This is a genomic window from Methanobrevibacter sp. (assembly GCF_045541095.1).
GTDB lineage: Archaea > Methanobacteriota > Methanobacteria > Methanobacteriales > Methanobacteriaceae > Methanocatella.
Window position 1 is genome coordinate 1 of sequence record NZ_JAZQIJ010000243.1, and the last position, 18266, is coordinate 18266.

The window sequence follows — 18266 nt, forward strand, 5'->3', positions numbered from 1 at the left end:
GTATAGAAAAAATTAATTATTTAAAATTTATATTTTCACTTTTAACTGTGAAATAACGCTTATTTTAAAAAATTCCCATCTGATAGATAAATGTTATCTATCAGAAATTAAAGGGGCATTTGATGGTCTTTTCGATGAAAAAATGTGTTTTTTGCAAATTTTTAGAAAAAAACTTGTATTTAAAAAATTAAAAAAATGGGGGAAAATAATCATGAGATTCAATTACAAAATCTTAGGATTAGTAATGTTCGTCATGTTAATCTGTTGCGTTAGTGCAGCTAGTGCAGCCGATGTAGACAACATTACCGTACCTGATGATACAAGTGTCATTGAAATAGATGATGCTGTAGATTCAGTAGAAGATGTTGAAAGCGATGATGCAAATGTTGATGACACTAGTAAAAATGTTATTAACCAAGGAAATTTAAGAAGTGTTGCAACTATTAATGGAAATACAAATATAGGTTATTATTTTGATTCTACTACTGGTGCTTTAAAAAGTAATGTAGGTAATACTTTAACATTTGGTGGTGATTTTTATAATGCAGATTATAATTATAAAAACTTTATAATTAATAGGGGTGTTACAATTAATGCTAATGGTGCTACTTTTAATGATATGGGTTTTGAACTATCAAATAGTGCAATTACTTTAAATGGTGCTACTTTTATAATGAATGCTCCTGAAGATGATGATTGTATTTTAATTAATGTAAATAATGCTGCTAACTCTGTAATTTCAAATAATGTAATTACTTACAATTGTTCTTATGCAAATGCTGAAAATTATAATCATGTAATTAGGGTAGTTGAAAGTGATAGTGTTGAAGTTTCTGGAAATACTATCAAGGCTTATTTACCTTTAAAAGATGTTGACTTTAATCAACCTTATCCAAGTATCTACACAGATCTTGTTGCAGGTGTAGCAGTTGAATCTTCAAGTAATTTTGTATTTGAAAATAATAAATTATATGTAAATGTTTCTCGTAATAGTACTGGTTTCCCTACATTAGATGCATTTATCATAGCAAATAGTGAAAATGCATACATTGGAAACAATACTATTGTTGAAATTGATAATAAGACTCTTCCTGGAAATAATAATTACTTATATGCTGTTGATGTTTATGCATGTGATGGTGCAGTGATAGAAGATAATAAGATTACATTACATAGTGAAGGTGGAAGTATTATTCCTGGTACTAATAATGGTACTGGTGCGGCATATGGTATTCAATTAACTGGACCTCATACTGTAACAATATCTAATAATATAATTAATACTGCTAATAATGGTCCTAATTGTGGTATTTATTCTCAAAACTTTAATGGTGATAGTTTTTTAACTATTGTTGATAATACAATTTATGTTGAAGGTAATGCAAGTAGTAGTCATTCTTGGTCTTTAGTAACTGGTATGGAATTACAAGATAATGAAGCATATGTTGCGGGAAATATTATAACTGTCTATAATAAAGAAACTTACACTGATGGTGATAATGTTTATGGAATAAGTTTCTCACAGTATGGTAATGCAGTTCCAACATTTGAAATTACTAATAATACTGTTGAAGTGATTAATGGAAAGTATGCAGTATACGTTCAATATTCTCAAGATTCTGTTGTATATGAAAATTGTTTGTATACAGATTACTATTGTGGTGATGCTGCAGTATTTGACCCGGGTGATATTTGGATTTATGGAAATTATTGTCCGAATTGTAATTGTGTAAACTGTAATTGTACACATTAGATTAGATAAATTAAGGATATAAATCATCCTGAATTGGATTTTCATATCCAATTCAAATTTTATTTGATTCATATGAAAAACAGATATTTAATTATTATATTGGCAATATTCATCTTATTTTTGTCAACCAATGTTATTTCAGCGACAGATTCAAATGATACTGTCTCTGATAATATTTTAAGCCAAAATTTTGATGATAATTATGAAGTTATCGAAGTGTCATCTGATAGTGAATTGGGGCATGAGGATACTAATATTATTTTGACTAATTCTTCAAATGAAAATATTGTCTTTGATGAAATGTATGTGGGTCAGAATACAACAGAAGATGGAGGTAATGGGTCATATGAAAATCCATTTGCTACATTAAAATTAGCATGTGATAATATTAATGATGGAGATAATGTAACACTTAATATATTTAATGGAACTTATCTAGTTGATTCTTTATTAACTTTTAAATCTAGTAATTTAATTATTAATGGTTGGGGTAATGTAGTAATTAAAAATGGAAATCCTAATAAGCCTACTGATTATCAAGCTTTATCATTATCTTTCTCTTCAAATTTAACAATAAATAATGTTGTTTTTGATCAATCAGGAGTATCTCAAAATGTAGGTAGGAGATTTTATCCAGTATATATGGATCCTAAAAATACACTTAATGCTACAGTTATTTATAATAATTGTACTTTTATGGGATCTACTCATGCACAGTTAACTGGTGCTTCTGAATTCAATTTAAAACTTATAAAATGTATAATTAAAAATTATGGTCATGGTTCAAGTTCATTTTTATTTACTAGAAATTTTTTCAATGGTGATAGAGCAAAAAGTACGAATTATAGGTATGTATATTTTGAAAATTGTATTTTTTTAAATAATACATTAACTAGAATAGCTCAATTAATGGTTGAAAATAAAAATGTATCAATGAATGGGGCGTGGTTTGGTGAAAACAATATCCCTGACTATTTATTAGGTATAGGTGGTCGTAATACTAAAGAAAAGTCTATAGATCCTATAGATATGCCAATAACAAAATATGCTATTTTTTCAGCACAAGAATATTATTTAGGCAATAATCAATATGAAATTATTGGTAAATTATGTTGGAATGGTACTAATGATACTGTTGGAAACAGTTTTGCACCAATGATTGTAACATTAACATCATCTACTGGAGATATTGTAAATTCGACCACTTTAGAAAATGGTACTTTTAGAGTAATTTACACTAGTAATTCTTCAGAAAATAAGGTAACTGCTACTTTAGATTATCAACCAATTGATTTAATATTTACTAATTTGGATATTCAAGTTGATTCTCCAAGTGTTTTCTATGGTGATAATCAAAATATCTTAGTAACTTTGCCTCAAGCTACTAATGCTACTGTTAATATTACTGTTAACAATAAAACTTATGAAGTAAAAGTTAACGGCTCTGATTCAGTTACTTTTAATGTTCCTGAAGTTTTAAAAGAGGGAACATATATTGTTGATGTTTTATTAGTTGATGCAGACAATCACATTTACGGATCTAATTCTACTGAATTAGTTGTGTCAAAAGTCAGTGATTACACTTTTGCACCTATTGTTCCAAGTGATGCTAAAGTAGATGACACTGTAACTATCAATGTTGAATTGCCATCAGATGCTACTGGAACTGTAATTGTAAGTGTTGGTGACAAAAATTTCTCAGCTGATGCTTCAGCAAATGTTGAAATCAACATAACAGGATTAGTTGCAGGAGATAACAATATTATAGTTACTTACTCTGGTGATGACAAATATGTTAACAAATCATCTGAAAGTATTTTAACCGCAGAAAAAGTCGAATTGGATATGACTAATGAAACTTTAAATGTTGAAACACCGGAAGGCACTGTAAACCCAGAATTCAGCATTGCCTTACCAAACGATGCAACAGGTAACTTAACAGTCATTGTTAATAACAAAACATACACTCAAGAATTAGTAAACGGTAGTGCAAAAATCACTGTTGACGATTTAACTCCAGGAGATCACAACGCAACAGTAACCTACACAGGTGATGATAAATACGATGCAATCACTACAACTACCAATTTAACAGTTCCAAAAGTGGATGTACCAATAAACAACAATACCTTAGTTACCGACACTCCAAAAGGAACCACAACACCAGAATTCAGCATCAACCTACCAAACGATGCAACAGGTAACCTAACCGTAACAATCAACGGTAAAAACTACACCCAAGAGTTAGTAAATGGTAGTGCAAAAGTAACAATCCCTAACCTAACTCCAGGAGATTACAACGCAACAATAACCTACTCTGGTGATGACAAATACGATCCAATAGTGTCCAATACTACTGTATCAGTTCCAAAACCAGTGCTTACTGCTAAAAACATATCCATGCTATACACAAGCGGAACAAAATACACCGTACAGGTAAAAGTAGATGGAAAAGCAGTAACTGGAAAAACAGTTAACTTTGTAATAAATGGTAAAAAAACTATTGCGAAAACTAATAATAAGGGATATGCATCAGTAAAAATTACCTTGCCTCCAAAATCCAAAGCATACACAGTAACTGCAAGCTATTTAGGAGTAAAAGTAACCAACAAAGTTACTGTAAAAAGCATTGTAGTAGCTAAAAACTTAAAGGCTAAAAAATCAGCAAAAACACTCAAAATCAAAGTAACTTTGAAAAAAGTGAATAAAAAATACTTAAAAGGTAAAAAAGTAACCTTAAAATTCAAAGGCAAAACCTACAAAGTAAAAACCAACAAAAAAGGAGTCGTAACATTCACAATCAAAAAGAATGTATTAAACAAACTCAAAGTTGGCAAAAAATACACATACAAAGTTACTTACGGAAAAGACACTGTAAACAAAAAAATTACAATCAAAAAATAGGGATTTAAATTAATCCCTATTATTTCTTTTATTTTTTTATAATAACTTGATGATGGAGGTTAATTTGGCTATGAATTTTAAAAAATCATTCATTTTTCTTTTTTTGTTGGTATTATTTTTTTCAATTAGTTCTGCATCTGCAATAAGTGATATAAATAATACATTAACTCATGATATAACTTCAATGGAAATTGTTGATAATTCTGAAAATATAAATTCAAATTCAACTCTGCAAAATGAAAACTCTATTTTAAACTCAAATTCTTTAAATAACTTAAATGATGAATCGAACATTATAACTGTCAATAATTGGGATGAATTGCAATATTATTGTTCATTATCTGATAAAGATTATACTTTAAAATTAAGGGAAAATACTAATTTTTATCCAGTAAATAAAGATAATCCAAATTCTAAAATAATAATTAATAATAATGTTAAGATTATTGGAAGTGAGGGTGCTTACTTTGGTGATGACAGTCCTCATAATGCTTATATAAAAAATGGACATTATGTTGTTGATGATGGGAAAGCTATTGGTTATACTCCAATTGTTGTTCCAGATAATAATCGTAAGGGTTTAACATTAGAAAATATTACTTTTAAATGGATTTATACATTATATAATCCTGATGGTGTATTTATTCAAATGGGTGGAAATGGAAATAATTTCATTAGAAATTGTGTGTTTGAAAATATTAATACTATGATGGGTCATTCTTGCATTGTTTGGCTTAAAAAGGGAGATGCTCTTTTAAAAAATTGCTCGTTTGTTAATTGTACTACGGATTTTGGATGTGTCAGTGTCTATAATAAAGATAGTTATACTAATGCTCGTATGACGGTTAAAGATTGTTATTTTGAAAATAATTTTGCAAGAACTGAACCAGGGTGTATTAATAACTGTGCTATTTTAACTGTTTATAATACTACTTTTTATAAAAATCGTGCTAGTGTTTGGGCAGGTGCTATCCATACGCATTTCTATGCTAGCGCAACAATTTATGATTCTAACTTCACAGATAATGTTGCCGGTTGGAATGGTGGAGCATTATACACTTACAGTGATTTAAAAATATATAATTCTATATTTGATGGCAACAATTGTACTACTAATAATGGTGGTGGGGCAATTGGAGCTTGTAAACATGTTTCAGCACCACATATCTATATTGAAAATTCTTTATTTGAAAATAATGAGAATTTGTGTTGGGGATTAGATGAATTGTCAACTACTAGTACTGGTCGTGGAGGAGCAATATCTTTAATGGATGAGGGATCATTAGAAGTTAGAAATACGACTTTTATTTCTAATTCTGCTTCGTTGGGTACTGCAATTTGTGCTATTGAACAACAAAGTTATGGTTCGCCGGTTGTTATTATTACAAACAATACTTTCATTAACCATACTCGTACTGGAGATGTTTTAAGGATTATAGTTGATGGAACTGCATATAATATTTCAGATAATTATTATTTAGGTAATTCTATAGAATTTTCTAAGTTAATATTGACAAAATTGGATGAGGGTAAAGAACAATCAACTTTGCAAATTACCGCTAGTTTAACTAATCCTTCATATTATGATCCTGATATATTGGAAAGGACATTGTATGATGTTTATGTTAATGATAAATATGTCAAAACGGTTAACTCTACATTATTTACTTTGGATTTTGGTGATTTGGATATTTGCAATGTTTATGTTATTCCAACAATTTCCAATAAAAAATCTAATGAGGTAACACTTGTAAGTACTCGTGAGTATATTTTTGTCTCAAAAAATGGTAGCGACAACAATAATGGAACTACAAGAGATGTACCGGTTAAAACTATTAAAAAAGCATTAGAGCTAGCTCAAAATTGTCAAAATATCATTGTTTTAGATGGAAATTACAGTGAAAATGTTGTAATTGATTATGATGTGTCTTTAAAAGGAGAAAATGAGGCAACATTAACTGATAAAATGTCTTTTGATGTTAATGCAAATAATTTCATCTTAAAAAATATCAATATTAAAAATTTAAATTCAAATCAATTCATCAAACAAAGCACAGGTAATCTAATTATTGATAATTGTATTTTTGAAAATAACCAAATATCTGAATTAATACAATCCAACTCAATAAAAATTACAAACTCCATCATACAAAATACCAAAGGATTAGTTATAAACACAAATGCTTTAACAACAATTACCAACTCCATATTGTTAAACAATACTAATTTGATTAGTAGTAATGCTAATTATGAGTTGGATGGTAATTGGTGGGGTAACACTTTGGAAAATTTCCAGGAAAAACCATTTAATAACATTAACAACTGGTTGGTATTAAATGCAACAAGCAACCGTAATTCTTTAGAAATAAATCAAGTAGCTTCAATTGAGTTAGGATTTTACTTATTTGAAAACAACACAATTTCCAAATATAACAATTTAAGAGATATTGATTTAAAAATCACTCCAATAAACGGTACTTCAATCAACACAACTTCAACAAACTCAAAAATAGAATATACACTAACTTCACTAAACAATGGTGAATTAATAGCAGAGTACAACAATATTAAAATAATCGTTAGTTTTGATTTTGTTAAAACAAATCCAAATGTAAGGGTTCAAACTGAAAATATCATGTTTGGTGAAGATTTAACAGTTAAAGTAACACTTCCAAAGGATGCAACAGGAAACATATCAGTAACTGTCGCCGATTCAAGTCAAAATAAAATAATCGATTCAAATAATTTGGTTTTCACATTCAACAACTTAAAAGCCAATAATTATGATATTGCCGTAGTGTATTTTGGTGATGATAAGTATCTATCCAAAGAAATTACTACTCAATCAAGTGTTTTAAAATATAATTCAACTACTTATTTGGAGATTGGTGTTGTTAATGTGGGTGAAGATGTTATCTTGACAATCACTACTTTAAGTGATGCAACTGGTAATGTCACACTTAAAATCAACGATAAAATTGAAACTTTAACATTAAACAACTCAAAAGCAACTTACACTATTAAAAATATTAAACGAGGGGATTATCTTATCTCTGCTGTTTATAATGGCGATGATAAATATCTAAAAAGCAGTGACACTAAGTTCATTGAAGTAGATAATTTAAACGCAACACTCACAGTGAATATTGACGATGTTGTTTATGGGCAGGATGTTATAGTTCAAGTTGTTTTAAGTGATGATGCAACTGGAAATGTCACTGTTAGTGTTGATGGCATATCAAATACTGTTATTGTAAAAGATGGTAGGGCAACTGTTAAAATTAGTAATTTGGAAGCTGGTTTAAAAGAAGCACGTATATTTTATACTGGTGATGATACTTACTTCAACAAGACAGTGTCACAAAATTTCACAATAAATAAAGCTGAACTGATATTTGATATCACATCTGATGATATTAAGATAGGTCAGGATGCAATTGTCCATATCAGAGTTCCTGCAAAAACCACAGGTACTTTTACAATTGGCAGTGATATAATTACCATTCCAATGTCTGGTATCATTGATTACATTATTTCTGATTTGGAAATTGGTGAATATGACATTACTGCAGTTTATAATGGAAATAATTACAATACTGTTTCAAATTCAACTTCATTTAGAGTTTTAGAGTATTCTTCTCCTCAATGGGCAAATGAAGGGCAAAACACTCAAAATACTGGTCAATCACCATACGAAAGCAACACCAATGGAGAAATAACATGGTTTATTCAAATCAATAATGAAATCATTGGTAATTTAGTAATTGACAGTGAAGGAAACATTTATGTTGCAACTCATTCTGTAATCTATTCCTTTGATTGTAATGGTGATTTGAGATGGAATTATTCTTCTGAATCATTGGAAGGTAATTTCTCAGGTTTGTCTATTGGTCGTGACGTAATCGTATCTCCAAGTGAAGGAGACACATTATACTTCATAAACCAAACCAATGGATTAAAATATGGTTCATCAAATCTGTATCAGGGATCCAGTGCATTTGCTCCAATCATTGATTCAAATGCTAATTTATATGTTGTTAGTGAATATCAGCATGACTCAAACAGTTATAAATTGGTTAAAATTCCATATAAGTCATGGGAGTATGGTGGAGAAATTATATCTGTTGATTTGGGAAATGTCAAGCCGTTGACTGCTCCTGTTGTCAGTGATGATTTGATTGTTGTTTTATCTGAAGGTAGGCTTAGGGTAATTGATGCAAAAACTTTACAAACTAAATTCATCAAAGCAGGTAATTATGCAAATATAAAACCTGTCATTGGTGAAGGCAATATTGTTTATGCTGTTTTAAGTGATTCTATTGTTGCATATTCCATATCTGGTTCTCAATTGTGGAAAACTAAAGTAACCGGTGGCGTTGGAGATAAACTGGTATTGGATTGTGAAAAAGGATTGTATTCAATCAATTCCAAAGGTAACTTATATAGATATGATTTGATTAATGGTAAAGAATCATTAATGTCCAGTTTAAAAGTTACTTCTGGTGTTTTAATTGGAAATAATGGTAATTTGTATCTTGCATCTGATGATACTTTTTATGAGTTAAATTCCAATGGTGAAATATTGTGGAAATCAACTCTTGACTCTAATATTAACGGTAATCATGTAATGGATGAAAAAGGAACCGTTTATGTTATTTCACAGGATAACAAAATCTATGCTTTAACACATGCTGAGTTAAAAGATCCTAATCTTATTGTCAATGTAGATGATAAATATATTACTGTAGACATTGATAATCAGGCTACTGGTGATGTAATTTTCACTCTCGAGGGGAATGAATATAAAAATATTTTCAATAAGTCTATTGAAGATTTAAGTTCTGGAAATTATCAATTAAACATTTCCTATGCTGGTGATGGAAGATTTAATAGTGTTTCTAAAGTGGTTAATTTTACTGTAAAGCCTAAAGTTTCACCTGAAATTGAATCCAGTAAAAAAGATACAGTTTCTGTTAGTCTTCCAAGTGATGCAACAGGTCAACTAACTGTAACTGTTGGAAATGAAACATACACTCAGGAATTAGTTAACGGTAAAGCATCAATTTATGTTCCAGGATTGGATTCAAGCAGTAATGTGGTTATTAGTTATTCTGGTGATGGTAATTATGCTTCATTTACAAGGGAAGTTAATGTTGCATCTACTAAAGTCAAATTAACTGGTAGTAACTTAAACATGCTTTATACAAGTGGAAGTTATTATAAAGTTAAACTAACACAAAATGATGTTGTTTTAGTTGGAAAAACTGTTACTTTTGTTGTTAATGGCAAAAAGATAACTGGTGTAACTGATAAGAATGGAATTGCTTCAGTTAAAATAACACTTGCTCCAAAAACATACACTGTAACTGCACAGTATAGTAGTGTTAAGGTGTCTAATAAGGTTGTTGTTAAAAGTATTGTGTCTGCTAAGAATATAAATGCTAAAAAGTCTGCAAAAACACTTAAAATCAAAGTAACTTTGAAAAAAGTAAATAAAAAATACTTGAAAGGTAAAAAGGTAACTTTAAAGTTCAATAAAAAGACTTTTAAAGTAAAAACCAATAAGAAAGGTGTTGCAACTTTTACAATCAAAAATAGCATTTATAAAAAGTTAAAAGTAGGTAAAAAGTATACTTATCAAGTAACTTACCTAAAAGATACAGTTAAAAAGTCTATAAAATTTAAAAAATAAAAATAGGAAGAGGTTTCCTATTTTTTTCTTATTTTTTTTAGGAAGTGAACTTTTATGAATGTTAATCAAAAATTCTTCTTTTTAGTTTTATTTTTTGTGTTAATTCTTTCTTCTAGTTGTGTATGTGCTGAAGAAATTAATGAAATCAATTCAACTTCAACAAATCAATATTCTTTAGTTGAAACAGATAATTCTGATATTATTGAGGCAATGAATTCTCAAGAGGATTTGTTGAGTGATGAATCTGATGGGATTGTTGTTAATGATTGGGATGAACTTCAGTATTATTGTTCTTTAACTGATAGGGATTATACTTTGAAATTAAAGGAAAATACTAATTTTTATCCAACAAATCCAACTGATTCAAATTATCAGATAAAAATTAATAATAATGTAAAAATTATTGGAAGTGAAGGTTCTTATATTGGTGATTCTTCATTTCATCAATGTTACATTCCATCAGATGGAACTCGTTACATTGTTGAAGGAGGTCAATTTGTCACTTATACTCCAATTGTTGTTCCGGATAATAATCGAAAAAGTTTAACTCTAGAAAATATTACATTTAAATGGATTTATCTTCAATATTCTCCCGATGCCAAATTTCTACAATTGGGAGGGGGTGGAGAGTATATTATTAAAAACTGTCATTTTGATTACATAAATACTGTTAATGGTAATGGTGCAGTAATTTTACTTAAAAAAGGCAAAGCATCATTAAATAATTGCTCTTTTGTTAATTCTAAAGTTCCTAAAGGATTTATTACTATTTCAGAACAACAGTCTATGGTGGTTAAAGATTGTTATTTTGCTAATAATTTTGCTTATGAGCATACTACTTGTATTATGAATTGGGGAAAACTCGCCATTTATAATACTAAATTTCATAAAAATCGATCTGCAGCGTGGGCAGGTGGAATAACAACGTATGGTGCAGGTATTACTAATATTTATAATTGTAATTTTACTGATAATGTTGCTGGATGGAATGGAGGAGCTTTATATGTTTATAATATTGTAAATATTTACAATACTACTTTTGAAGGTAATAATTGTACTACCAATAATGGAGGAGGTGCAATTGGAGCTTGTCAATTTAGCGGCATTCCAAGATTATATGTTGATAGTTGCTTATTTAAAGACAACAATAATAATTGTTGGGCTTTAGATTCATTGTCCACTACTGGTACTGGTCGTGGTGGAGCAATTTCTTTTATGGATAAAGGATCTATTGAAGTTAGAAATTCATTATTTATTTCTAATTCTGCTTCAATTGGTACTGCGATTTGTGCTTGGGAAGCGGGAAGTTATGGATCTCCTGATATTTATATTATAAACAATACTTTTATTAATCATACTCGTGCAGGTGATGTGTTGAATGTTAAGGTGATTGGAACTGTGTGTAATGTTTCTGGAAATCACTATATTGGAAACTCTATTGAATTTTCAAATTTAACATTAACTCCTTTAAATACGGGTAATGAACAAGCAACATTCAAAATCAATGTAAAATTATCTAATCCTGGTTATTATGAAGATGATATTCTAGATAGGACATTTTATGATGTCTACATTAACAATAGGTATTATAAAACGGTCAATTCTACTATTTTTACTATTGATTTTGGTGATTTGGATATCTGTAATGTTTATGTTGTTCCGACTATTTCAAATAGTAAGTCTAATGTGGTTACTGTTGCAAGCACTCGTGAGTATATTTTTGTTTCAAAAAATGGCAGCGACAACAACAATGGGTCTTCAAGGTCATCTCCTGTAAATACGATCAATAAAGCTTTGGAGTTGGCTAAAGATTGCGGAAATATTATTCTTCTGGATGGTAAGTGGAGTGAAAATCTCAAAATAGATTATGATGTTTTAATTAAAGGTGAGAACAATGCCACACTAACAAACACCACACAATTTGTTTTAAACAGCAATTTTACTCTTAAAAACATGAATATCATAAACTTGAGTGTGGATAATTTCATCAAGCAGAATGATGGTAATTTGATTATCGAAAATTGTATTTTCAAAAACAATGCTGCTGTTAATTTAATTGATGCAAGGCATGCGGAAATATCAAAGTCAATCATTATAAACAATGATGCGACACTGATTAACAATAATGGCTATGCTTCAATCACTAACTCTGTTATTTTAAATAATACTGATATACTCAAAGGCAATCAAAACTATGTTTTGGATTATAACTGGTGGGGAAGTACTTTAAAAAATCCGGCCAAACCTGCGGGTTTAAATATCAGTAATTGGCTGGTTTTAAATGCCACAAGCAGTGTTAATCGTTTAGAGCAAAATCAGGCGGCCTTAATTTCTCTTGGTTTTTATTTAAACAATGCCTCCAGATATACCAATCTTCCGGAAATAGAATTCAGCTACAATGCATTGAACGGCAATCTGGATTCAGGACTTGTCTATACATTAACTGCTTTGAAAGATGGTGTTGTCACTGTTAACTATAATGATGTTTATTATGACATTATTTTTGAGTTTTTAAAGTCAAATCCTAATCTTCAAGTTAAAACTGAAAACGTCATGTTTGGAGAGGATGTAATCATACAAATCAGTATGCTGGGTGATGCTTCAGGAAATGTTACTGTTGAGATTTCCAATTTGACACAAACAATGAATGCCTCAAAGAACTTGATTTTCACTTTCAAGAATTTAAAAGCAGATAATTACACAGTAAACGCAGTCTTCAGCGGTGATGATAAGTATCTTCCGCAGAATGTAACATCAGGGCTTCAGGTTTCCAAATATCCTTCAAAAACTGACCTGGAGATAGGTGAAATTAAAGTAAATGAGGATGTTTTGATTAGTGTTTCATGCTTAAGTGACGCACAGGGAAATGTAACATTGTACATTAACAATAAAGCTCACACATTGGCATTGACAAATGCTAAGGCAACATACACTATCAAAAACATTACTCGCGGTGATTACATTATCAAAGCAGTGTATAATGGTGATGATAAGTATCTTGAAAGTCAAAGTTCGACCAAAATAGAAGTTGACAATCTAAATGCATCAATGCTAATTGAAGCAGAGGATATCATTTACGGTGAAAGTGCTGTAATCACTGTTATATTGAATGATAATGCAACTGGAAACGTCACTGTTACTATTGACGGTAAATTTAACTCATCAGGTGTGGTTAATGGTCAATCTGTAATTATTTTAAGCGGTCTTGAAGCGGGAGCTAACAAGAACATCACTGTCTTCTATACTGGTGATGATACCTACTTTAATAAGACAGAATCTGCCGATTTCACTATCTCAAAGGCAGATTTGACATTTGATATTTCTGCCGATAACATTAAGATTGGTCAGGATGCAGTAATACACATTAACGTTCCGGCTAAAACCTCAGGAACTTTCACCATCGGTGAGGATGTTATCACTATTCCATTGTCCGGTGCTGTTGAGTATGTCATCAGCGATTTGGCAATCGGCGAGTATGAAATCACTGCAATTTATGATGGAAATAATTACAATACTGTTCAAAACTCCACTACATTCACCGTTTTGGAATATCCTCCATCACAATGGCCAAACGAGGGTTCAGATTCCAAAAGCTCCTACAAGTCACAATATGAATCTGACACTAACGGTGAAATAGCTTTCATTATTGATTTGCAGGATGATATTGTTGGTGATTTGACCATTGACAGTGACGGAAACATTTACGTTACAACACAAAACGGAATATATTCCTATGATGCTAATGGCAGTTTGAGGTTTGTTTTCACTCCTGATACTCGTGAGGGCAATTTTTCAGGAACATGCATCGGCCGTGATGTTGTTATTTCACCTAAATCAGGCGATACATTGTATTTTATCAATCAGACTACTGGTGAGAAGTATGGTTCTTCCAATCTTTATCAGGGTTCCAGTATTTTTTCACCGATTATTGATTCCAATGCTAATGTATATATTGTAAGCGAGTATCAGGTTACTTCCGGCAGGTATAATCTTGTCAAGATTCCTTATAGGATGTGGGAGTTCGGTGGAAATCCTATTTTGGTTGATCTTGCTAAAACAGCACCGTTATGCTCACCTACAGTTAATGAAAATATTGTTGTGGTGCTTTCTGAAAACAGGTTGAGGGTTTTGGATGCAAATACCTTGCAGTCCAATTTCATAAAATCAGGTAATTATGCAAATGTGCGTCCGGTTATCGGTGAAGGCAATATTGTTTATGCCGCATTAAGTGATTCTGTTGTTGCATATTCGGTGTCCGGTTCTCAATTGTGGAAAAGCAAAATAACAAGTGGTGTTAGGCAATTGCTTTTGGATGAAGATGTCTTGTACTCTTTAAATGCTGATGGCAAATTGTATAGGTATGATGTTTTGACAGGTAAACAGGGATTAGTTTCCAATTTGAATATCACTTCTGGTGTTTTGATTGGAAATGACAGTAATTTGTACTTTGCTTCCAATAATATTTTCTATATGGTTTCAGGTGATGGTGAAATTTTGTGGAAGTCTGATTTGTCTACTAAAATTACTGGTAATCCTGTAATGGATAAAAATGGTGTGATTTATGTATCTTCTTTCGACAATAGGATTTTTGCCTTAACTTGTGGTGATTTAAAAGATCCTAATCTCACAGTCAGTGTTGATGATTCATACATCATTATTTCAGTTGACAGTCAGGCTGCTGGTAGTGTTTCATTTGATTTTAACAATGTTTCCTATGAGAATGTCTTCAATATCTCAATTTCTGATTTGGCTGAGGGCAACTATCAAATCAATGTCACTTACAGCGGTGATTTGAGATTCAGGCAAACTTCTGAAATTGTTACTTTCTCTGTCAAGGCGGAAGTTGTTCCAGAATTTGAATCTAGCATGAAAGATACTGTTTCAATTGCTCTTCCGGGTGATGCAACCGGTAACTTGACCGTTATTGCAGGAAACAACACATATATTCAGGAATTGGTTGATGGTATGGCAACTATTACTGTTCCAGGTTTGGACTCTATGGGTGATGTCACTGTGATTTATTCCGGTGACAGTAAGTATTCTGGATTTAATAAGACAACAAATGTTGCTTTGGTAAAGTCCAAATTAACAGCCAATAACTTGAATATGCTTTATTCAAGCGGCAAGTACTTTAAGGTTAGGCTGACACAGAACTCCAATCCTCTAGCAGGCAAAACTGTTGTTTTTACTGTCAACGGTAAAAAGATTAGTAGGATTACTAATGCTGATGGTTACGCTTCTGTTAAAATAACACTTGCTCCAAAAACATATGCTGTAACTGCTGAGTATAATGGGGTTAAAGTCAAAAATAAGGTTGTTGTTAAAAGCATTATTCAGGCGAAAAACATTAACGCCAAAAAGTCTTCAAAGTCAATCAAAATCAAAGTTACTCTCAAAAAGGTAAACAAAAAGTACCTCAAAAACAAGAAGGTGACTTTGAAGTTCAACAAGAAGACTTTCAAGGCTAAAACCAACAATAAGGGTGTTGTAACATTTACAATCAAAAAGAATGTCTACAATAAACTCAAAGTAAACAAAAAGTACACCTATCAGGTGATTTACGCTAAAGACAAGGTGAAAAAGGCAATAAAATTTAAAAAATGAAGAGGAATTTAATATTCCTCAACTTTTTCTTTTTTGACTAGTACATCCCACAATCTAATCACCTAATTTTTCATAATGATTTTCATTTAATAGGATAGTTGCTAATTTTAAACATTATTTAAAACAAAATCATTAAAATAATTCATCAAAAAATCAAGTATTCCTATACTTAAATTCATGATAGTTTCCATCCAGTAACATAACTTATTTTAACTGGTGATTAATTAGTAATAGTACAGTCATTTATTTTTGATTAGTAATTAAGGAGATAAAAAATGATTTACTTTATTAGCGACTATGATTTGATAAATGATTTTCATTTCAAATCAGGTCATAGCAAAGGCTCCATTAAATCATATCAAACTGTGTTCAACAAATACAGAAATTTTCATGATATGAGTTTATGTGAACTTCTAGGTGAAGCAATTTCAGAGCAGGAAAAAAGAATTCCGGAAAACAAGCTAAGCATCTATGACAGAATAATAACATTCAGAAACCATTTAACTGAAAATCACATGGCAAATACAATCACCAACGCAATTTCAAAAATCAAGACATTCTACCTCTACAACAGAGTATCTCTTCCTTTCATACCTCCATTGAACAAAAAACAGATTAAAAGAAATGACGTAATCTCCTTTGAGGATCTCCCGACAAAGGATGAATTAAGAACGGCATTAAAGTTTGCAGATGACAATCTATCGTTGTGGATTCTTGTGATGATTTCATCAGGTGCCACGCGTGTTGAGGCTAAATCCATGACCAATGAAATGTTTTTTAAGGGAACCGAAATGTATCACAAAAAGGACTGCTTTGAGGATGCATTGAAATACATTGCAAGGCGAAAAAATATCGTATGCACATGCAAATTAATCAGGCAAAAGACAGACAAGCCATACTATACTTTCTTAAATCCAGAATGCGTGCAGAAAATCGCCAAGGTAAAACTCAAACAGCATGACTTTGATTTAAACAGTTCACTTTTAAAATATGAGCTGAACCATGTTAACTACAAATTCAAGCTTTTAAATGATTATCTGGGATTTGGTGAGGTTGGAGGTTTTTCACGCCTGAGACCACACATGCTTCGTAAATTCAACGCAAGCTATCTAAGTCAGGGGTCAATTGAAAGCAATCTTTTGGGAATGGATTTGGTTGACATGCTTCACGGTCGTGGAAAAAACAAGACACGCGAAAGCTATTTCATGGACAATCCAGAATATCTAAAGCTTGAATATATCCGGGCAATGAGCAACATTTCACTTGATTACAAGTATGACTATAAGATTGTAAACGGTAAGGTCAAGGTGCTGGCAATACCATTGTAATTAAATATTGATATAATCATGTGATTTTATAAATTAGGAGCAATATTTACTTGGTTTAATATATAAAGACTTAAATAAATTTTTGTTTGTGTAATCGTTCTGATGAATGATTTAGGATAATCTTTGAAGTTTAGTTTGGATAATATAATTTATTAAAAATAAATCTAATATAATATATTAGCTAACTGTCTTTAGTGGTGATTTTGTGCATGATAGAATTAAAATAGCTCGTGAGTTTGCAGAGGCCATCAAATCAGATGATATTAAGTTAATCATGTTATTTGGTTCAGTGGCCCGTGGTGATGATGATGAAGAATCAGACATTGACATTTTAATTGTATCTCCGATTGCAGATAAAATCAAACCAGAAATCCACAAAATCGCTATAGATATCATTTTAGAAAAAGACGAAGTCATATCACCAAGACTGATGAGTGAAGACGAATTCAAAAAAGTAGAAGATTATCCATTCTTAAGTAACGTACTTAAAGAAGGTGTAGTTATTGGATAATCCAAAAGATTATTTGAAGGCGGACAGTATAGGGACTCAGTCACCATGTCCTATTATGCAATGTATTCCTCCGCTTTGGCACTGTTACTTAAAAAAGGCATTTCCCCAAAAACCCATGAGGGAACTCTAAGACAACTGGCCAAGGAATACGTTAAAGAAGGACTCCTCAGCAAGGAATCATATGGTTTTCTTTATGATGCCTGTGAAACTAGAAACGATTCCAGTTACGGCTATTCAAAAACTTTTACAGAAGAAGGCGCTGAGACAATTATTTTACAAGCTGAAAAATTCATTAATGAAGTGGAAACTTTATTATGATTTTTGATGAGTTTTATACGATGTGTTCGTATTTTTTTAGGTTTTCTTTATATAAATAAAGAGTTTTGTGGTGAAAATTGATAAGTATCGGAACTATTTGATTTTTTTATATTTATCGATGTTTTTGGTTTAGTGATAACTGCGATAATATTTATC

Annotated in this window: 6 protein-coding genes and 1 pseudogene; all 7 read left to right on the forward strand. The window is 30.9% G+C overall.

The annotated features are described in order from the left end of the window. Window positions 1-211: 211 nt before the first annotated feature. Window positions 212-1753 carry a hypothetical protein gene (locus tag ACKI2P_RS10595; RefSeq protein WP_407377435.1) on the forward strand — a complete coding sequence of 514 codons (1542 nt, stop codon included), beginning with the start codon at window positions 212-214 and terminating at the stop codon, window positions 1751-1753. Window positions 1754-1873: 120 nt separating this feature from the next. Next, window positions 1874-4657, forward strand: coding sequence for a hypothetical protein (locus ACKI2P_RS10600; RefSeq protein WP_407377437.1), 2784 nt, complete (start codon window positions 1874-1876; stop codon window positions 4655-4657). Between the two features lie 184 nt (window positions 4658-4841). Continuing rightward, complete coding sequence (locus ACKI2P_RS10605; RefSeq protein WP_407377439.1) at window positions 4842-10349, forward strand: Ig-like domain repeat protein; 5508 nt, start codon at window positions 4842-4844, stop codon at window positions 10347-10349. 54 nt (window positions 10350-10403) lie between these two features. Next, window positions 10404-15953, forward strand: a complete 5550-nt coding sequence (locus ACKI2P_RS10610) for an Ig-like domain repeat protein (RefSeq protein WP_407377440.1) — start codon at window positions 10404-10406, stop codon at window positions 15951-15953. Between the two features lie 275 nt (window positions 15954-16228). Beyond that, window positions 16229-17281 carry a hypothetical protein gene (locus ACKI2P_RS10615; RefSeq protein WP_407377441.1) on the forward strand — a complete coding sequence of 351 codons (1053 nt, stop codon included), beginning with the start codon at window positions 16229-16231 and terminating at the stop codon, window positions 17279-17281. A 205-nt stretch (window positions 17282-17486) separates the two neighbouring features. Continuing rightward, window positions 17487-17792: a nucleotidyltransferase domain-containing protein gene (locus tag ACKI2P_RS10620; RefSeq protein ID WP_407377443.1), complete on the forward strand. Its 306-nt coding sequence runs from the start codon at window positions 17487-17489 to the stop codon at window positions 17790-17792. Window positions 17793-17807: 15 nt separating this feature from the next. After that, window positions 17808-18110 (forward strand): annotated as a pseudogene (locus ACKI2P_RS10625) (HEPN domain-containing protein); the annotation flags it as partial. Window positions 18111-18266: the final 156 nt, after the last annotated feature.